The sequence below is a fragment of the Alteromonas sp. KUL150 genome (assembly GCF_009811475.1).
In the GTDB taxonomy this organism is placed as follows: Bacteria; Pseudomonadota; Gammaproteobacteria; order Enterobacterales; family Alteromonadaceae; genus Alteromonas; species Alteromonas gracilis.
In genome coordinates this window covers 54,327-72,023 of record NZ_BLIJ01000033.1, presented here as the reverse complement: position 1 = coordinate 72,023, position 17,697 = coordinate 54,327, and the positions used below count along the sequence as shown (strand labels likewise).

Annotated in this window: 22 protein-coding genes; 14 read left to right on the top strand and 8 right to left on the bottom strand. The window is 44.4% G+C overall.

Annotated features, from left to right (window positions below):
• Nucleotides 1–9: 9 nt before the first annotated feature.
• Nucleotides 10–1,080 carry a trypsin-like peptidase domain-containing protein gene (locus GVO62_RS07500; RefSeq protein ID WP_105930658.1) on the top strand — a complete coding sequence of 357 codons (1,071 nt, stop codon included), beginning with the start codon at nt 10–12 and terminating at the stop codon, nt 1,078–1,080.
• A 78-nt stretch (nt 1,081–1,158) separates the two neighbouring features.
• On the opposite strand, the gene murA is transcribed toward GVO62_RS07500, so the two are convergent.
• The 7 genes from murA to mlaF all read right to left on the bottom strand — a co-directional run bounded on the left by murA (nt 1,159) and on the right by mlaF (nt 5,868).
• A complete protein-coding gene (gene murA / locus GVO62_RS07495; RefSeq protein WP_159118423.1) occupies nt 1,159–2,421 on the bottom strand; it encodes a UDP-N-acetylglucosamine 1-carboxyvinyltransferase in 1,263 nt (420 codons plus the stop codon).
• A 12-nt stretch (nt 2,422–2,433) separates the two neighbouring features.
• A complete protein-coding gene (locus GVO62_RS07490; protein WP_012517351.1) occupies nt 2,434–2,691 on the bottom strand; it encodes a BolA family protein in 258 nt (85 codons plus the stop codon).
• A 29-nt stretch (nt 2,692–2,720) separates the two neighbouring features.
• The gene (locus GVO62_RS07485) at nt 2,721–3,029 is read right to left on the bottom strand and encodes an STAS domain-containing protein (protein ID WP_159118422.1); all 309 of its coding nucleotides are present in this window, start codon (nt 3,027–3,029) and stop codon (nt 2,721–2,723) included.
• On the bottom strand, nt 3,026–3,691 hold the full coding sequence (locus GVO62_RS07480; RefSeq protein ID WP_105930845.1) for an MlaC/ttg2D family ABC transporter substrate-binding protein: 666 nt from the start codon (nt 3,689–3,691) through the stop codon (nt 3,026–3,028). Before GVO62_RS07480 ends, GVO62_RS07485 begins: the two co-directional genes overlap by 4 nt.
• Before the next feature lie 120 nt (nt 3,692–3,811).
• The gene (gene mlaD, locus GVO62_RS07475) at nt 3,812–4,285 is read right to left on the bottom strand and encodes an outer membrane lipid asymmetry maintenance protein MlaD (RefSeq protein WP_105930661.1); all 474 of its coding nucleotides are present in this window, start codon (nt 4,283–4,285) and stop codon (nt 3,812–3,814) included.
• A gap of 9 nt (nt 4,286–4,294) precedes the next feature.
• Nucleotides 4,295–5,071: a lipid asymmetry maintenance ABC transporter permease subunit MlaE gene (gene mlaE / locus GVO62_RS07470; RefSeq protein WP_105930662.1), complete on the bottom strand. Its 777-nt coding sequence runs from the start codon at nt 5,069–5,071 to the stop codon at nt 4,295–4,297.
• Nucleotides 5,068–5,868, bottom strand: a complete 801-nt coding sequence (gene mlaF, locus GVO62_RS07465; RefSeq protein ID WP_105930663.1) for a phospholipid ABC transporter ATP-binding protein MlaF — start codon at nt 5,866–5,868, stop codon at nt 5,068–5,070. The genes mlaE and mlaF overlap by 4 nt, the downstream gene beginning before the upstream one ends.
• A 607-nt stretch (nt 5,869–6,475) precedes the next feature.
• Between mlaF and GVO62_RS07460 the strand changes: the two genes are divergently transcribed.
• From GVO62_RS07460 to mgtE, 12 genes are all read left to right on the top strand, one after another.
• Nucleotides 6,476–7,432 carry a calcium/sodium antiporter gene (locus GVO62_RS07460; protein WP_159118421.1) on the top strand — a complete coding sequence of 319 codons (957 nt, stop codon included), beginning with the start codon at nt 6,476–6,478 and terminating at the stop codon, nt 7,430–7,432.
• A gap of 2 nt (nt 7,433–7,434) precedes the next feature.
• Nucleotides 7,435–8,415 carry a KpsF/GutQ family sugar-phosphate isomerase gene (locus tag GVO62_RS07455; RefSeq protein ID WP_159118420.1) on the top strand — a complete coding sequence of 327 codons (981 nt, stop codon included), beginning with the start codon at nt 7,435–7,437 and terminating at the stop codon, nt 8,413–8,415.
• Nucleotides 8,416–8,964: a 3-deoxy-manno-octulosonate-8-phosphatase KdsC gene (gene kdsC / locus GVO62_RS07450; protein WP_120960760.1), complete on the top strand. Its 549-nt coding sequence runs from the start codon at nt 8,416–8,418 to the stop codon at nt 8,962–8,964.
• Nucleotides 8,961–9,539, top strand: coding sequence for an LPS export ABC transporter periplasmic protein LptC (gene lptC, locus GVO62_RS07445; protein ID WP_159118419.1), 579 nt, complete (start codon nt 8,961–8,963; stop codon nt 9,537–9,539). The genes kdsC and lptC overlap by 4 nt, the downstream gene beginning before the upstream one ends.
• A complete protein-coding gene (lptA, locus tag GVO62_RS07440) occupies nt 9,508–10,059 on the top strand; it encodes a lipopolysaccharide transport periplasmic protein LptA (protein ID WP_159118418.1) in 552 nt (183 codons plus the stop codon). The genes lptC and lptA overlap by 32 nt, the downstream gene beginning before the upstream one ends.
• 2 nt (nt 10,060–10,061) lie before the next feature.
• A complete protein-coding gene (gene lptB, locus GVO62_RS07435; RefSeq protein WP_105930669.1) occupies nt 10,062–10,787 on the top strand; it encodes an LPS export ABC transporter ATP-binding protein in 726 nt (241 codons plus the stop codon).
• Between the two features lie 73 nt (nt 10,788–10,860).
• A complete protein-coding gene (locus GVO62_RS07430) occupies nt 10,861–12,342 on the top strand; it encodes an RNA polymerase factor sigma-54 (RefSeq protein WP_159118417.1) in 1,482 nt (493 codons plus the stop codon).
• A 30-nt stretch (nt 12,343–12,372) separates the two neighbouring features.
• Nucleotides 12,373–12,660 (top strand): ribosome hibernation promoting factor, encoded by a 288-nt coding sequence (gene hpf, locus GVO62_RS07425; protein WP_012517338.1) that lies wholly within the window; start codon nt 12,373–12,375, stop codon nt 12,658–12,660.
• 13 nt (nt 12,661–12,673) lie between these two features.
• A complete protein-coding gene (gene ptsN / locus GVO62_RS07420; protein ID WP_159118416.1) occupies nt 12,674–13,117 on the top strand; it encodes a PTS IIA-like nitrogen regulatory protein PtsN in 444 nt (147 codons plus the stop codon).
• Between the two features lie 88 nt (nt 13,118–13,205).
• A complete protein-coding gene (gene rapZ / locus GVO62_RS07415; RefSeq protein ID WP_105930672.1) occupies nt 13,206–14,051 on the top strand; it encodes an RNase adapter RapZ in 846 nt (281 codons plus the stop codon).
• Complete coding sequence (locus tag GVO62_RS07410; RefSeq protein WP_159118415.1) at nt 14,051–14,323, top strand: HPr family phosphocarrier protein; 273 nt, start codon at nt 14,051–14,053, stop codon at nt 14,321–14,323. Before rapZ ends, GVO62_RS07410 begins: the two co-directional genes overlap by 1 nt.
• Nucleotides 14,324–14,492: 169 nt before the next feature.
• On the top strand, nt 14,493–15,851 hold the full coding sequence (gene mgtE, locus GVO62_RS07405; protein WP_159118414.1) for a magnesium transporter: 1,359 nt from the start codon (nt 14,493–14,495) through the stop codon (nt 15,849–15,851).
• 54 nt (nt 15,852–15,905) lie between these two features.
• On the opposite strand, the gene GVO62_RS07400 is transcribed toward mgtE, so the two are convergent.
• Complete coding sequence (locus GVO62_RS07400; RefSeq protein WP_159118413.1) at nt 15,906–16,658, bottom strand: winged helix-turn-helix transcriptional regulator; 753 nt, start codon at nt 16,656–16,658, stop codon at nt 15,906–15,908.
• Nucleotides 16,659–16,881: 223 nt separating this feature from the next.
• On the opposite strand from GVO62_RS07400, the gene GVO62_RS07395 reads away from it, so the two are divergent.
• A complete protein-coding gene (locus GVO62_RS07395; protein WP_159118412.1) occupies nt 16,882–17,697 on the top strand; it encodes a spondin domain-containing protein in 816 nt (271 codons plus the stop codon).

The window sequence follows — 17,697 nt, the reverse complement described above, 5'->3', positions numbered from 1 at the left end:
GTGTGACTTGTGACTGGCCGCTCAATAATAAATTTCTTATTAAAATCTGTTCTCCTCGGCGTTGCCGTTGCAGCGTTGCTTTTGATTTTTGTTCCAGAACTTCGACAAGGTAAAGGGCTGGCTCAAGGCTTTTTCACTGATGTATCAGTAAGTGCTAATCGTGAAAGCTATTTCACTGCGCTCAGCCGCTCTGCACCAGCCGTCGTCAATATTTATAGCGTAAGCATTGAGAATGGTTCCGGGCTTTTTAGAAATCAATCGCGCGGTCGAACTAACTTGGGCTCTGGCGTGATCATGACTGAAAACGGCTACCTACTTACGTGTCACCACGTAGTTGCAAACGCCGACAGCATTTACGTAGCAGTTCAAGATGGCCGTATTCTTGAAGCACAAATTATCGGTACAGATCCGCTTACAGACCTAGCGGTTCTAAAAGTTACTGCAGATAACCTTCATATTATTCCTCAAGTCCCAGAACCAGATACTCATGTAGGTGATGTGGTAATGGCTATCGGTAACCCATTCGACTTAGGTCAGACAATTACGCAGGGGATCGTAAGCAGAGCAGGACGAAACGGACTTTCCAACTATGTGGATTTTATTCAGACTGATGCGGTACTCAACCAAGGTAACTCCGGCGGAGCATTAGTAGATAGCAACGGCATATTGTTGGGTATTACTAATGCTAACTTCCAAGTTCTCGATTCAAATAACCGCGTCCGCAATGTAGACGGAATTAACTTTGCGGTACCTTATGAACTTGCTAAACGGGTAATGGATGAAATTATCAGTAATGGCCGTGTAATACGCGGTCAGCTCGGCTTCGTAGGTGGTGAAAATCGCAACCGTCCTGGCATCGATGTGTCGGCGGTAGCAAAGGGTAGCCCAGCAGACATCGCTGGCATTCGTCCCGGCGACATCATAGTAGCAATTGACGGAGTAAGACTGGAAAGTGCGTCTAAAACCTTAGATATGATTGCTGAAACAGAGCCGGGCACAGAGCTTGAGATTGAACTTAGCCGAGACGGTACCTCTTTAACCTTAACAGCTACGGTTGGAGAACTTCGCGCGAGTCAGTAGAAGTCTGTTGTTTCACTTTATCGATAAAAGAAAAGCGCCAAAAGGCGCTTTTCTTTTATCTGAATAACGACTTCTCGCTTATTCTTTCACTCGCTCGATATTTGCACCTAAACCTCTGAGCTTTTCTTCAATAGCTTCATAACCACGGTCAAGGTGATAAATACGATTCACATGAGTTTCCCCATCTGCGATGAGACCGGCTATAACCAAGCTTGCTGATGCGCGAAGGTCAGTTGCCATAACGGGCGCACCTTTTAAGCGTGAGCTTCCTTTCGAAACAGCAGAGTTAGCCTCTAGCGCTATCTCAGCACCCATGCGCTGTAATTCAGGCACATGCATAAAACGGTTTTCGAAAATGGTCTCGGTAATAACACCTGTGCCTTCTGCAACACAGTTTAAAGTAACAAACTGGGCCTGCATATCGGTAGGAAAAGCTGGATGAGGGGCGGTTTTTACCCTCACTGCCTGTGGCTTTCGCCCTTCCATATCGAGTTCAATCCAGTCATCACCAGTCGTAATTTTAGCGCCAGCTTGCTCTAGCTTGTCTAGCACGGCATCTAACGTATCAGGCGCGGCATGGGTACAGCGAACCTTTCCGCCAGTAACAGCAGCAGCAACAAGGAAGGTCCCCGTCTCAATACGATCAGGTAGCACGGCATAGTCACAGCCGTTTAGCGTTTCCACTCCTTCAACAGTAATTTTGTCACTTCCAGCGCCACTAATTTTTGCGCCCATTTGAATAAGGCAATTTGCTAAATCTACAATTTCAGGCTCGCGTGCAGCGTTTTCTAGCACCGTCGTACCGTCTGCCAACGCCGCAGCCATAAGCAAGTTTTCTGTGGCGCCAACACTTACCATATCCATAAAGATGCGCGCGCCTTTTAAGCGTCCGTCAACTTCTGCACGAATATAGCCTTCATCAACTTCTATTTTAGCGCCCATTTTTTCAAGGCCAGTTAAATGAAGATTGACCGGGCGAGCACCAATAGCACAGCCACCGGGTAAAGACACGTTTGCCTTACCCTGTTTCGCAAGTAGAGGGCCTAGAACTAAAATAGACGCTCGCATAGTACGCACTAAATCATACGATGCAGTCACGCTCTCCAGCGTACTCGAATCAATAACGATGTCGTTAGGTGCAGGTTGAGCAATTTCGACGCCCAGCTCGCGTAATAGCGCAGTGGTGGTATTGATATCGCGAAGACGAGGAACATTAGTATATCGACAAGGAGAGTCAGTAAGCAGGCTTGTCATCAACAATGGAAGAGCCGCATTTTTAGCACCAGAAATACGAACCGTGCCGTTTAGCGCTGGGCCCTTTTTTATTACAAGTTTATCCACAAGCTGCGCCTATTATTGAGGGATATTGAACTGGCGCTCGCGCTCCCAGTCCTTAACCGAAAACGTCTTGATTGTGATTGCGTGCATGCTGCCATCTGCAATCTTATCAGCTAAGGGCGCATAAACAGCTTGCTGACGCTTTACGCGGCTCATTTCATTAAACGCATCGCTTACAGCAATAATATTAAAATGCGATCCCTCTCCTTTCACATGTACTTCGTGAAGGTCTAAGGCATCTTTCAAGATTTTTTCAATTTCAGACAATTCCATAACTTACTTCTTAATTCGCTAACTGGTGTTTATTCTACAGGTAAAAAGCTATCTGCATTGCTGATTTTTGCAAGCTTTTGAAGCTTTTCCGGTATTTTGCTGAGTGTTATGCTAACACCATTTTGCTCTGCATCCCTAACGGCATTGATAAGCCACGCCAAACCGGCACTGTCTGCACGTTCGACATCGTTCAAATCCAGAGTGCAACGTTTGTTTTGCTGCAGGGTGCCTCGCTCGTTACTGCTCAGGCTTTCCCAGAAATTCTTTGACAAAGTGTCACGGTCAAGTTGACCGTGAACAATCACGTTACCTTTGTCGTTTATCTCAAAGAGGCTCACTCAGCCTCTCCCTCGATTTCAATCGGCTCACCTTGTTTTAATTCAACCGGCTTACCAATTTTATCGCGCATTAAAGCAATCACAGAATCTATGCCTTCTTGACGAAGAATTGATTCGAACTCGCTACGCTTACTATTCAACATGCTAATGCCTTCGGCAACCATGTCGTACGCTTTCCACTCATTCGTTTTACTGTCTTTACGCACTTTAAACGCAATTTTAATTTCTGGACGGCTGGGGTCTTGTACTACGGCACGCACCGTTACTGATTTTTTATCATCAAAAGATGACTCTGGCTCGAATATCACCTCTTGATTATCGTAATACCCCATCGCAACTGCATAAGAAGTAATTAGATATTGTCGAAACACACTGATGTATTCGCCCATTTTCTCTTGAGGCACCGATTTAAAGTGTTTACCCAACACCATAAATGCCGCAAATTTATAATCGATATGCGGCACTAGTTCCTCTTCCATGATCGTACGAAGCATTTCTGGATCGGCTTTGATAGCCTCCTGATTAGCCTTAATACGTTCAAACGTACGATTTGCTACATCCTGCACCAATTCATACGGGTTTTGCTCATTCACTTCTTGCGCATTCACTACGCTCGTTATCGACATCATAAAGATGCCAATGGCTGCTATGATCTTTTTCAAAATTTTATCTCCTAACTTCAAACTCTGTTTAGCAGACCTGATTACCGTCAAATTAGTTTCATCAAGTTGCTGTAATTCATTGGTAACTGTATGCAGTGCAAGCAATATAATGGGCAATGGTTAGTTTTCGTCACTACCGCGGTTAAACAAGAACTGACCAATCAAATCTTCAAGAACCAGCGCTGACTTCGTATCTTGCAGGTAATCGCCATCTTGTAAGTTTGCCACACCGTCAAACGAGAACCCTGGCTGAAAACCAACGTACTGCTCGCCTAATAGGCCTGAAGTCAAAATAGATACCGAACTGGTTTCAGGAAAGCCGTTGTATTCGTTGAGGATAGATAGCTCTACCACAGGAGTGAAATCTTCCTGATCCAAAGAAATTGACGACACACGACCAACCGTAACACCACCTACTTTTACTGCAGATCTCGGTTTCAGCCCGCCAATATTGTCGAACTTTGCATATAACGTGTAGGTGTCACCTTCGGTCGCTACCGTTTGATTTGCCACTTTAAGCGCTAATAATAACAATGCACCTATAGTAAGCATGACAAACATACCAACCATCACTTCCGTTTTATACTTACTCATTCCTAACCCCTACTCGATACCAAACATAAGGGCGGTAAGCACGAAGTCCAGCCCTAATACTGCTAATGATGAATAGACCACTGTTTCAGTGGTCGCTTTGCTGATCCCTTCCGATGTTGGAATAGAATCGTAACCTTTAAATATGGCAATCCACGTCACAACTAAGGCAAACACGAGGCTTTTTATTACGCCGTTTATGACATCTTGGTTCCAATCTACTGTTGATTGCATAATTGACCAATAGCTGCCCGCATCAACGCCCAACCAATCCACGCCGACCAAATGCCCGCCTAGGATACCAATGGCGCTAAAAATAATCGCCAGCATTGGCATGGCAATCATTCCAGCCCAAAAGCGAGGAGCCACAATACGCCTAAGCGGATCTACTGCCATCATTTCTAAGCTGCTTAATTGCTCTGTGGCTTTCATTAAGCCTATTTCAGCTGTCAACGCTGAGCCAGCACGACCAGCAAACAACAATGCAGTCACAACTGGGCCCAGTTCCCGCAGTAGCGACAAAGCCACCATAGGACCTAAGCTTCCTTCAGCGCCATAATCAACCAAAATTGTATAGCCTTGGAGCGCCATTACCATGCCAATGAACAAACCAGATACCATGATAATTAGGAGCGACTGCACGCCTACAACATAAAGCTGCTTGATCACTAACGGAATATTTTTAACGCGAGGAACTGCCACTAGCGCACCGAACAGCATTAATGTGGCACGTCCAATTGAAGTTATTTTAGCGATCGTTTTTGCACCGACTGACTGGAAGTACTTCATTTATCGCCCCCCAAAAAACTCGTTTTCAAATCAGGTGCAGGGTAGTGAAATGGCACTGGACCATCTGCTTTACCTTTTAAGAACTGTTGTACCAGCTCAGAATCACTTTCTTTGATTTCTTGAGCCGTACCCTCACCTATTACGCGCTTATCAGCCAGTATATAAATATAATCTGCAATAGTGAGTACTTCGGTTACGTCATGAGTAACAACGATACTTGTTAGGCTAAGCGCATCGTTAAGCTCACGAATAAGCTTTACTAAGACCCCCATGGAAATAGGGTCTTGGCCTGCAAATGGCTCGTCATACATGATTAAATCAGGATCAAGCGCTATCGCTCTTGCAAGTGCAGCCCTGCGCGCCATACCACCAGATAATTCGCTTGGCATAAGTTGAGCAGCACCGCGCAATCCCACAGCCTGTAGCTTTAAAGCGACAATGGTCGCGATAATATCTTCAGATAACTTGGTATGCTCGCGAAGCGGAAACGCAACATTGTCGAACACGCTCATGTCGGTGAAAAGTGCGCCGCTCTGAAACAGCATACTCATTCTTCGGCGCGTGTTGTAAAGGGACTTTCTCGACATAGAAACAATCGAGTCACCATCGAATCTCACGTCGCCTTCATCTGGCGTTAACTGCCCGCCAATAAGGCGCAGCAACGTTGTTTTACCTATACCACTAGGCCCCATTACCGCAGTAATTTTACCTTTGGGTACTTTGAGCGAAATGCCGTCATATATAACGCGGTCAGCACGCTTGAAAGTTAGGTTATCTACTTCAACTAAATGATCCATAAGTACTTAAATGTCGACCCCTGACGAAAGAAAGTGGCTGTAAAAATTTCACCCACACTGCACTTTTAAAAGAGTAATTGAATAGGTTGCCTAGCGTATTCAATTTCTATGCCTTAAACATTTTACTGTAAATGTATACTCTTGAGTTTACTTTAAGAACACATAATACCAATAAAGTTTACTCGGCAGTGTAGTTTATCAACACGATTGGTAAAAAGTCGTGGCTGGGCGATGTGATTTAGTGTCATTGTACGCTTTTTCAAGCCCCTCGCAAAAGTCAAAAAGTTACAAGTTATGTTCGATTAAGACGAATGTAAGGTCACGCGCGCTCAAGCGCACTTCTTATATAAGACAACAAGTCGAAAGTGAGTGAGCACGTCTATCGTATTTGATAGTTTGTTAATGGAAACTGAACACCAACATGCAGTGTTGCTGCTATCGCTGCCAATCAAAGGCAACGAACGAGGACTAATTTGTCGATTTACTCTTCATTTAACACAGGTTTTTACCATTTCGCAGCATTTGATAAAAATAAAGTAATGCGAGCATAGGCAAATGGCACTCTTTTTGCGACAATCTAGCGAAATACTTTTTATTACAGGTTGTTGTGCTTTTAAACATCGTCATTTTTCTTATTGGGCTGATTGTACTTAGTTGGAGCGCTGACCGTTTTGTTTATGGTGCTTCAGCGCTAGCAAAGAACATCGGTATTTCACCTATGATGATCGGTTTAACGATTGTCGCTATGGGGTCTTCTGCGCCTGAAATCGTGGTATCCGCCATTGCCTCTGTAAATGGTAATATGAATACCGCTGTAGGAAACGCGCTGGGCTCGAACATTACCAACGTCGCTCTTGTCCTTGGCATAACAGCATTGGTTAAGCCGCTGCTTGTTTCATCAACAACGTTAAAGCGAGAGCTTCCGGCTCTTCTTATTATTTCCCTTATTGCTATCGGCTTTTTGTTCGATGGCGAACTTAAGTCTTACGAGGGCATTATTCTACTTGCTCTGTTTATTTTTGTATTAGCCATGATGGCCTGGCTGTCGCTACAAGTAGACAAAGAAGACCCATTGATAGCTGAAACAGCTGACGAAATACCTAAAGGCGTTTCAAATACATCTGCGCTTATATGGATTGGTGTGGGTCTGGTCATTTTGCCCCTGAGTGCACATTTTTTGGTGAACTCCGCTGTAGAAATTGCAAGGTATATGGGGATATCTGACTTGGTGATTGGTTTAACTATCATTGCTTTTGGCACCAGCCTTCCAGAACTTGCTGCAAGCATTGCCGGCGTACTCAAAGGTGAGGATGATTTAGCCCTTGGTAATATTATTGGTTCTAATATCTTCAACCTGCTCGCCGTACTTGGAATGCCGGGGTTAATAGCGCCAGGCTTGTTGGATCCAGATGTCTATAATCGAGATATGTACGTAATGCTTGGACTAACGCTACTGCTATTCTTGTTCAGCTTTGATTTAATCGGTAAGCGTACAATATCAAGAACGAATGGATTTATACTTCTTGCTTGCTTCATTGGCTACCAATTCTGGCTGTTCGGATAATCATGAATACACAAACTCAGATGAACTATATCGACTCAGCAAAACGCGTTATCGACATTGAAACGCACGCTATAGCGAACCTTGCAGAACGTTTAAACGACAATTTTATTGCAGCATGCGATATTCTATACCACTGCAAGGGAAAAGTTGTTGTTAGCGGAATGGGGAAATCTGGGCATATAGGAAACAAAATCGCTGCCACGCTGGCAAGTACAGGCACACCCGCTTTTTTCATGCACCCTGGTGAAGCCAATCATGGTGACTTGGGAATGTTGAGTAAGGGTGATGTTTTATTAGCTATTTCTAATTCTGGTGAAACAAACGAATTAGTCAACTTGCTGCCAGTCGTTAAAAGACTGGGAATTCAAGTGGTAGCGATGACAAACAGCGCGTCAAGTTCATTAGGCCAACACGCTGATGTAGTGCTCGATATCAGTGTGGATAAAGAAGCCTGCTCATTAGGCCTAGCCCCTACATCAAGCACCACGGCCACCTTAGTTATGGGCGATGCGCTTGCTGTGGCTCTTCTCGATCAGAAAGGGTTCACGTCTGACGATTTCGCATTGTCACACCCGGGGGGGAGTCTAGGAAGAAAGCTGTTGCTTAAAGTGCATGACATCATGCTTACTGGTAGCGATATTCCGCTTGTTAGTTTGAATGCTTCAGTGGCTGACGCACTTCTTGAAATTTCCAAAAAAGGCCTTGGGATGACGGGCGTTGTTGCCTCTGATGGTACACTTACCGGTGTATTCACTGACGGTGATTTACGCCGAATTCTAGACGCTCGTATTGACGTTCACGGTGCCTCGGTTGAAAGTGTAATGACAAAAGGCGGTAAAACAACCACTTCTGAGCAACTCGCTGTAGAGGCGCTTAACTTGATGGAAGCCCATAAAATCAGTGCGCTTATGGTAACAGATTCTCAGCGCATACCCGTGGGAGCCTTTAATATGCATATGCTACTCAAAGCGGGAGTGCTATAAATGCCAGCAACCTTATACACAGAAATGAATGACACACTTTTCACTCAACTATCGAAGATTAAATTATTGGTATGTGATGTGGATGGTGTGTTTTCAGATGGCCGAATTTATTTAGGCAATGCGGGCGAAGAACTAAAGGCCTTTCATACGCGAGATGGCTACGGCGTCAAAGCCTTGGTAAGCCATAATGTTAATGTCGCTGTCATCACGGGTCGTCGTTCAGCCATTGTTGAAAACAGAATGAAAGCATTGAATGTGGCGCACATTATTCAAGGTGAGGAAAACAAGGCCGAGGCTTTGAGCGCACTAATGGAAAATCTCGAACTAAATGCCGATGACGTGGCAGCAGTTGGCGATGATATGCCTGACACAGGTATGTTTAAGCATGTAGCAGTCAAGATTGCGGTTGCCGATGCGCATCCTTTTGTCGCTAAACAAGCCAACTGGATTACCACACTCCCGGGGGGGTTTGGTGCGGTTCGTGAAATATCGGACACCATTTTACAAGCCAAGGGTGTGGCGAATGAAATATTCGGAGCAAGTGTATGAGCCAATTTGGCTTTAATCGCTTAGGACTCAGTATATCTTCGCTTTTTATTCTAGCGATGTTGATGTATGTACCAACATGGATGGAAGAGGAGCCAGAAGCGCAGAGCAGTGGTGAAAATGACGCATTAAAGCCCACTTATAAAGCGAAAAATTTAACCACGACCCTCTACAATCAAGAGGGGGAGCTGAACCATAAGGTTTTTGCTGAATCAATGGAGCATTACGACCAACTAGGTTTTGTCTTGTTTCAACAACCTAGATATACCCTTTATACCGAAAATGCAACGTCTCCTTGGGTTGTTACGGCTAAAGAAGGCACACTCTACAACAACGAGCTTATTCAGCTGGAAAATCGCGTTGTTATTGAGAACCAAACGAGCGATGATTTTGTCCAAAGCTTATCAACCGAATATATTCAAATAAATTTGGACACCAAACAAATGACTTCTGACCAGCCCGTTGAAATACAAGGTACTCAGTACGTTATTTTGAGCAATGGGTTTAACGCGAATTTACGCACACAAGAATACGAGCTATTAGATCATGTACAAACCACTTATTCCCCTAGCAACTAGCCTTTTTCTTGCCATCGCTAGCGGTGCGGTGATCGCGAGCGAAGACGACTTTTCGCAGCCCATAAAAATAGGTTCAAACACCCAGTTTATTGATGGGAAAAACAAGACTGCACTTTATAAAGAAGACGTTCTCATCACACAGGGTTCACTACTGATTGAAGCGGACGAAGTTGAAGTTATCGCCAGTGAAGGTAGCGGTCGTGAAATTTTCATCGCTAGAGGCAAACCGGCGAGCTACTCTCAAACTTTAGAAGACGGCACGCCTGTTTCGGCAAAAGCCAATGAAATTCGTTACGAGGTTATTAACCGCACCATTTCTCTCGCTGGCAATGCCGAACTTCAGCAAGACACGAGTAAAGTGCAAGGTGACAACATTACATTTGATATGATTACCGAGCAATTGCTTGCTACTGGCGGCAGCGGAGAAGATGGTGAAGGTCGCGTTACGACGGTATTTACGCCTGACACCATTCGTAAAACATCGAAAAAGCAAGACAAAGATAGTGAGGACAACAAATAGCCATGGCCACTCTTAGCGCAACTAACCTTGCTAAGGCTTATAAATCTCGTCAAGTGGTGAGAGACGTTAGCCTTTCTGTTTCTACAGGGCAAATTGTTGGTCTTCTTGGTCCAAACGGCGCTGGTAAGACCACCACGTTTTATATGATTGTAGGTCTGGTACCCCTGGACAAAGGCAAGATTGAAATTGACGAAAACGAGCTCACTCATCAACCCATGCATGAGCGCGCACGCCGCGGAATTGGCTACCTTCCACAAGAGGCATCAATATTTAGAAAGTTGACCGTTCACGAAAATATCATGGCAATTTTGCAAACTCGTAAAGATTTAAATTCACACCAGCAAGAAGAAGAAGCTGACGCACTACTTGATGAATTTAATATCAACCATATACGTAATAGTGCGGGTATGAGTTTGTCGGGTGGTGAGCGACGCCGGGTGGAGATAGCACGAGCGTTAGCGGCAAATCCACAATTTATTTTATTAGACGAACCATTCGCTGGTGTTGATCCAATATCAGTTAATGATATAAAGAAGATAATACAACATCTTCGTGATAGAGGAATTGGTATCCTTATCACTGACCATAACGTACGAGAAACATTGGATGTTTGCGAAAAAGCGTACATTGTGAGTCATGGCGAGCTTATTGCGCAAGGAACAGCGGAACAGGTTTTAAGTAATCAAAAAGTAAGGGATGTATACCTAGGCGAACAATTCAGGCTATAGTTAATGTAACCGAATTGTCATTTTTCAATTTCGCTCTGGTATATTCAATTTAGAGCATTTAAATAAGACGTAGATGAAACCATCTTTACAGCTAAAATTTAGCCAACAACTTACCATGACACCTCAGCTTCAGCAGGCTATTAAATTGCTGCAGCTGTCTACTCTTGATCTTCAACAGGAGATTCAAGAGGCGCTTGACTCTAACCCACTGTTAGAAGTTGAGGAAGGTAATGACGAGCCTCAATCAGAAAAGAACAATCTCGATAATGATGATGGAGCATCAGAAGCGTCTGCTACTGCATCAAGCGACACCCTGGAAGCCGGAGATGCGTTAGAAAAAAACGATCTCCCTGACGAGTTGCCTATCGACAGTACGTGGGATGAGTATTATTCCGCATCTTCAGCGCCAGCGCCAGGTCCATCAAGTGATGATGAACAGATTTTCCAAGGCGAAACTACTGACGATATTCAAGAACACCTTTCTTGGCAGATGCGCCTGACCCATTTCTCGGAAACTGACCGGGCAATTGCAACGGCGATTATTGACTCGATTGATGAATCTGGCTATCTAACCGTCTCTCTTGAAGAAATTCTTGATGCGGTAAACGATGATGACTTAGAAGAGCCTATAGAGATGGACGAAGTAGAGTGCGTATTAAAGCGTATTCAAATGTTCGACCCCATTGGTTCTGGTTCACGGACACCTCAAGAGTGTTTAATGGTTCAGCTTCGCCAATTTTCAGACGATACGCCGTGGCTCGCTGAAGCGAAGCAGTTAATCGAAGAGTACTCTGACCTTCTTAGTAGCAAAGACTATCGCACGTTAATGCGTAAGAGTCGCCTGAAGGAAGATCAGCTGCGTGAGGCTATGCGTTTGTTACAAACCTTGAATCCTCGCCCAGGTAGTGCTTTAGTTACTAAAGAGCCTGAATATGTTATTCCTGATGTTTCAGTCGCCAAAAAGAATGGTCGTTGGGTGGTAGAATTAAACCCCGACAGCCTGCCTAAATTAAGCGTGAATCAACAGTACGCTGCGATGAGTCGTCGTGCAAAGAACAGTAGCGACTCTCAATTCATCCGCTCACACATGCAAGAAGCCAAGTGGTTCATAAAGAGCCTAGAGTCACGCAATGAAACCCTGATGAAGGTTGCGAATTGCATTGTGCAGCAGCAGATGGGTTTTTTCGAGCACGGCCCGGAAATGATGAAACCAATGGTGTTAAATGATGTCGCAGAAATGGTAGATATGCACGAATCGACTATTTCTCGTGTGACGACGCAAAAATACATGCACACACCACGTGGTATTTTTGAACTGAAGTACTTCTTTTCAAGTCACGTTGCGACAGAGTCTGGTGGTGAGTGTTCATCCACCGCTATTCGAGCATTGATCAAGAAGCTGGTGGCCGCTGAAAATGTTAGCAAGCCGCTAAGTGATAGCAAGATTGCTTCATTGTTGGCCGAGCAAGGCATAAAAGTCGCTCGGCGGACAATAGCAAAATACCGGGAATCGTTATCGATCCCGCCGTCGAACCAACGCAAAAGCCTTATTTAAACGGGCTCTATAATATAAGGAAGACGAAATATGCAAATCAACCTTACTGGTCATCATGTCGAAATCACCGACTCTTTGCGTAATTATGTCGATACGAAGTTCAGCAAACTTGAACGTCACTTTGATCACATTTCTAATGTGCATGTCATCCTGAACGTTGAAAAATTAAATCAAAAAGCCGAAGCGACTGTTCATTTAAGTGGCGCAGAAGTATTCGCATCCTCAGAAAACACCGACATGTATGCGGCGATTGACAGCATGGTTGATAAACTCGACCGGCAAGTAATCAAGCATAAGGAAAAACTGAAAAAACATTAGTAGTTAATTAAGCATGGACATACAAGCCATCGTAAGTCTGGACCGCACTGAATGTGCGGTTCAGTGTAATAGTAAAAAACGAATTCTTGAGATAATCGCAGATATTGCCGCCAAAAATAATGAGAACATCGACTCGGCGACGGTACTCAACAGTCTAATGTCTCGAGAGCGTATGGGAAGCACGGGTATCGGTAACGGTATTGCCTTGCCTCACGGACGTTTAGCGGGTCTCGATAAAGTAATTGCAATTGTCGTAACCTGTACACCGGCTATAGATTTTGACGCCTTAGATGAAAAGCCGGTAGATATATTTTTTGCTTTACTGGTTCCTGAAGAGCAAACCGAAGGGCATTTACAAACCTTGGCAACAGTTGCCGGTAAACTGAGCGACAAAGAGACGATTAAGGCAATACGCCGCGCTACAAAGAGCGATGAGATCCTCTCTGCATTATGTTAATTTCTAATGCCCGTTTGTATTTGGGCAATTGAGCCGTTTCAATCGATAACGCAAACAAGATAAAACCAGTCTATTAGGGAGAAATGAGGTGAAGCTGATTATAATCAGTGGTCGTTCGGGTTCTGGTAAATCTGTGGCGCTACGAGCACTAGAAGATTTAGGCTATTACTGTGTTGACAACATTCCGGTAAATCTACTCCCTACCCTCACTCACACGGTTGTTGATGAATACGATCAAGTCGCGGTGAGTATTGATGTCAGAAATTTACCTAAGAACCCTGATGACCTAGTCGAGATACTTGATTATCTACCCTCATCTTGGTCGATGACGATTGTTTATATCGACGCAAGCGACGATGTACTCGTCAAACGCTTTAGCGAAACCCGTCGTCTTCATCCTCTCGCCAAACTTAACAAATCACTTTTTGAGGCAATAAAAGCCGAATCTGCACTACTTGCGCCTATTGTAGAAAGAGCAGACCTGTATTTAGATACTGATAAGCTAACAATACATCAACTCGCGGAGTTAATTCGAGAGCGCATTCTTGGTAAAAAAAGCTCTCGTCTTGTATTGGTATTTGAATCATTTGGCTTCAAACACGGTATACCAAAAGACGCCGACTATGTTTTTGACGCACGCTTTCTACCAAACCCTCATTGGGAGCCCGACCTTAAGCACCTTACTGGCCTTGATGCACCGGTAGAAGTCTTCTTAGGCTCACAACCAGTGGTAACCAAGTTCATTTGGCAAATTCAAAACCTGATAACCACATGGCTACCTCATTTAGAGCGCAACAACCGAAGCTATGTCACCGTCGCAATAGGGTGTACCGGCGGGCAGCACCGCTCGGTATATATCGCTCAGACTTTATCTAAAACCTTCGGCGAAATTCATCCAGATGTTCAAATTCGCCATAGGGAGTTAAACCAATAATGACGATTCAAAAAACGCTCACTATTGTAAACAAGCTCGGCCTGCATGCTAGAGCAGCTACACAGCTTGTTAAACTTGCAAATCAATTTGACGCCAAGATCATTCTGAAAAAAGGCGACAAGGAAGCCGACGCCAGTAGTGTTCTTGGCTTAATGATGCTGGAAAGTCATCAGGGTGAGCAAGTCGATGTTATTGTTGACGGTGTTGATGCCACAGACGCGCTTGCTGCTATCGAGCAGTTAATAGAAGGCAGGTTTAATGAAGACGAGTAGTCACACGTCTAATTGATTACTTAATATACTTTCAGTCTGGTATTTATCAAATCTTGCGCAAAAGCTATGCAATTGTCATGACAGGATCATTATAATTGCGATACTCTACGGCCACTTAGGCGTTAACGCCTGCACCGTTTATTTTTTCACCCTATAGGAATAACGCCTTATGGCAGAAGCGCTTGTTTCTAAATACGTACAAACACAGCTACGCACACTCAATGCTGCGTTAGTAAACGGGCAATTTGTATCTGTACGTAAGCTTCTGCTCGAATTGCCCCCATCTGATGTTGCCCACATACTTGAGTCGAGCCCCAGCCGGACTCGTGATGAGCTTTGGGAGCTGATTGATAGCGACTTTCACGGTGATATTTTAGAAGAACTATCTGATGATGTTCGAAACGGTATTATCACAAAGATGCTCCCCGCCAATGTGGTTGATGCACTTGAAGAAATGGATACCGATGACTTGGCAGAAACGCTGAGTAGCCTTCCTGAACCCGTGTTGGCAGACATTCTTGATTCAATGGATGCACAAGACCGCGTACGTGCAGAGCAAGCGCTATCTTACGGTGAAGAAACCGCTGGTTTCATCATGAACACCGATACCATTACCTTGCGTCCAGATGTAACCATTGATGTAGTTCTTCGCTACATTCGCTTAAAAGGAGAGTTACCGGAAAATACAGACACCTTCTATGTGGTTAATAGAACGGATAATTTAGTTGGTATTATTCCCGTGGCCCGTTTGCTCACTGCTGACACTGACGACAAAGTATCAGACGTTATGGACGAAGAGTCGGAAGCCATTCCGGTAAACATGCCAGATGATGAAGTGGCAAGCCTGTTTGAGCGTTATAATTGGCTTTCAGCGCCGGTAGTTGATGAAAATCATCGCTTAGTGGGGCGAATTACCATTGATGACGTAGTTGATATCATTCGTGAAGACGCTGAACACTCAATGATGAGTATGGCGGGTCTTGATGATGATGAAGATACCTTTGCGCCTGTTATGCAAAGTACTAAACGCCGTTCCGTTTGGCTGGCAGTTAATTTAGTGACTGCGCTAATGGCTGCAATGGTAAGTGACTTATTTGAAGCCACGCTAAGCCAGCTCGCCGTATTAGCTATATTAAATACTATCGTACCGAGCATGGGCGGCGTGGCTGGTAACCAGACACTAACTCTTGTTATTCGGGGTATGGCGCTCGGTCATGTAAATGCCAGTAACTCGCGTTGGCTTATCAGTAAGGAAATCTCTATCGGCTTTTTAAATGGGGCAATTTGGGCTGTGCTTATTGCCTCTGTTATCGCACTCTGGAAGCAAGATTACATGCTGGGCGTTATTATCGCCTTTGCGATGATGGTAAACATGATTGCGGCAGCGCTTGCCGGCGCAACCTTACCCATGATCATGAAGCGCCTTAAAATAGACCCAGCGCTTGCTGGAAGCGTTATTTTAACTACGATAACCGATGTGGTTGGTATCTTTGCCTTTTTAGGTACGGCAACGCTGTTTTTAATTTAAGCCTAAAAAACAATCATCCTTAATTAGGATCTAGCAATTTTTGATATTATGCGCTTAGGCAATTAACGAATTGGCTGTATACCCATTAATATTCAGTTTGTATCCGACACCCCATACGGTTTGTACTAGCTGTCCGCCATTTTCAATGCTGTTAACCTTATCAAGTTTAGTGCGTAGACGATTAATATGGGTGTTTACCGTATGTTCGTACCCTTCGTGATTATAGCCCCACACCTCGCTAAGTAGTTGGTTGCGAGAAAAAACCTGATTGGGATGACGACAGAAATAATTCAACAAGGTGAATTCTCGTGCTGTTAGTGTCAGCAATTGCCCATTAATCGTCACGCTGTGATAACGCAAGTCGACGCTAAGCGGGCCTATCTCGATACGCTCGTCACTACCACCGGAAGCTCTCGTGTTTTCGTGGTTAGGCATACTTCTACGCATATGAGAGCGAATACGTGCTGAAAACATACGTTCGTCAAACGCACCAGTAAAGTAGTCATCAACACCCGCTTCATAATAATTTGCCTCATCTACCTCTGTGTAGACCTTATCTGCTAGAGACATATCACTTTCAACAGCCACTACCCAGCTTTCGGTATTAGCGTCTACAAGAGTTTTAATACGCTGCAGGCACATAGTATTACTGTGCGATTCAACAATAATAAGTGAATACTGCTGCGCCTTAAGCAACGACTCTGCGGATTGAAAATTAGAGACTGCGTCGTAAAGAAAACTATGCTTACTTAAGCATTGCGATATATTTTGTTGAAACTTATTTCCAGTGTAGATGATAAGGATCATAACTCGCTCCTAATTCGCCAATAAAAAACAAGACCCGACCCTTCGTGTTTTTATTTCACATTAATAACAATTTTTTGATTGATAAATAAGCACCAAAAATTTTTAACAATATCGTCATTTAGCGATACAAAACTGTGTTTTTTTTGTGATAGTTCTGTGATGAATTAAAAATTTTACTGCCCTAAATTCTTATGCGATTTAAGCCATAAACAAGGACAATAAAATGAAATTCACTAAACTTGCTAGCGCTACCCTACTGTCGCTTGCAACAATTTCCGTAAGCCAAGCCGTTATATTAGATGTTGAAATTACTAACTTAACCCAGGCGCAAAGCTTTACGCCGCGCTTAGTCATAGCTCACGATGACACAGTTGACGCTTTTGAGGTCGGACAGCCAGCTTCATCGGCGTTAGCGTGGCTTGCTGAAGCGGGGGTTATTGATGATGAGCAAAACGCTGATTCAAGCGGCGCTAACTTTGAGGCGTTATTGGGCCCTGTCGATACAGACAATGGCTCAAACACATGGCATCGTTTTGGCGGCCTTCTAGCCCCGAAAGCAACATTAAGTTATCCGTTCGACACAATGGACAAGCCTTATCTTTCACTGCTGTCTATGCTGATACCGACTAATGATGCCTTTGTAGGTATGGACAGTATTGAAATCCCTACTGAGCCTGGCACCTATACGTATTATCTTAATGCGTACGATGCTGGCACTGAGTTAAACGATGAGCTAAATAGTGCTCGTACTGACGTCGTTGAAGCTGGTACAGGAAATGCGCTGGGTGGATATGGTGTTCCTGGTGTCGCTGGCGGCGGTGCGCCTACTCGTATCGTCGATTTAGGTACGGGCGGCACAGGTGTGGCGGCACAGGTAGTTAACGGTGAAATAGAAGATGGTGAAGATGGCCCAGTACACATCCACCGCAATGCGCTTGGCGATACTGATAGCGCCGCTGGTGCCAGTGATCTGGACTCTACCGTACACCGTTGGTTAAACCCCGTTGCACGTGTTGTTATAACTGTTCCTGCATCTTAA

Coding starts and splice junctions, on each gene's coding strand:
- GVO62_RS07490 (WP_012517351.1), bottom strand. CDS start 2,691: ATGGAATTGTCTGAAATTGAAAAAATCTTGAAAGATGCCTTAGACCTT.
- mlaD (WP_105930661.1), bottom strand. CDS start 4,285: ATGAGTAAGTATAAAACGGAAGTGATGGTTGGTATGTTTGTCATGCTT.
- mlaE (WP_105930662.1), bottom strand. CDS start 5,071: ATGAAGTACTTCCAGTCAGTCGGTGCAAAAACGATCGCTAAAATAACT.
- mlaF (WP_105930663.1), bottom strand. CDS start 5,868: ATGGATCATTTAGTTGAAGTAGATAACCTAACTTTCAAGCGTGCTGAC.
- GVO62_RS07455 (WP_159118420.1), top strand. CDS start 7,435: ATGAATACACAAACTCAGATGAACTATATCGACTCAGCAAAACGCGTT.
- kdsC (WP_120960760.1), top strand. CDS start 8,416: ATGCCAGCAACCTTATACACAGAAATGAATGACACACTTTTCACTCAA.
- lptC (WP_159118419.1), top strand. CDS start 8,961: ATGAGCCAATTTGGCTTTAATCGCTTAGGACTCAGTATATCTTCGCTT.
- lptA (WP_159118418.1), top strand. CDS start 9,508: ATGTACAAACCACTTATTCCCCTAGCAACTAGCCTTTTTCTTGCCATC.
- lptB (WP_105930669.1), top strand. CDS start 10,062: ATGGCCACTCTTAGCGCAACTAACCTTGCTAAGGCTTATAAATCTCGT.
- GVO62_RS07430 (WP_159118417.1), top strand. CDS start 10,861: ATGAAACCATCTTTACAGCTAAAATTTAGCCAACAACTTACCATGACA.
- hpf (WP_012517338.1), top strand. CDS start 12,373: ATGCAAATCAACCTTACTGGTCATCATGTCGAAATCACCGACTCTTTG.
- ptsN (WP_159118416.1), top strand. CDS start 12,674: ATGGACATACAAGCCATCGTAAGTCTGGACCGCACTGAATGTGCGGTT.
- GVO62_RS07410 (WP_159118415.1), top strand. CDS start 14,051: ATGACGATTCAAAAAACGCTCACTATTGTAAACAAGCTCGGCCTGCAT.
- mgtE (WP_159118414.1), top strand. CDS start 14,493: ATGGCAGAAGCGCTTGTTTCTAAATACGTACAAACACAGCTACGCACA.
- GVO62_RS07400 (WP_159118413.1), bottom strand. CDS start 16,658: ATGATCCTTATCATCTACACTGGAAATAAGTTTCAACAAAATATATCG.
- GVO62_RS07395 (WP_159118412.1), top strand. CDS start 16,882: ATGAAATTCACTAAACTTGCTAGCGCTACCCTACTGTCGCTTGCAACA.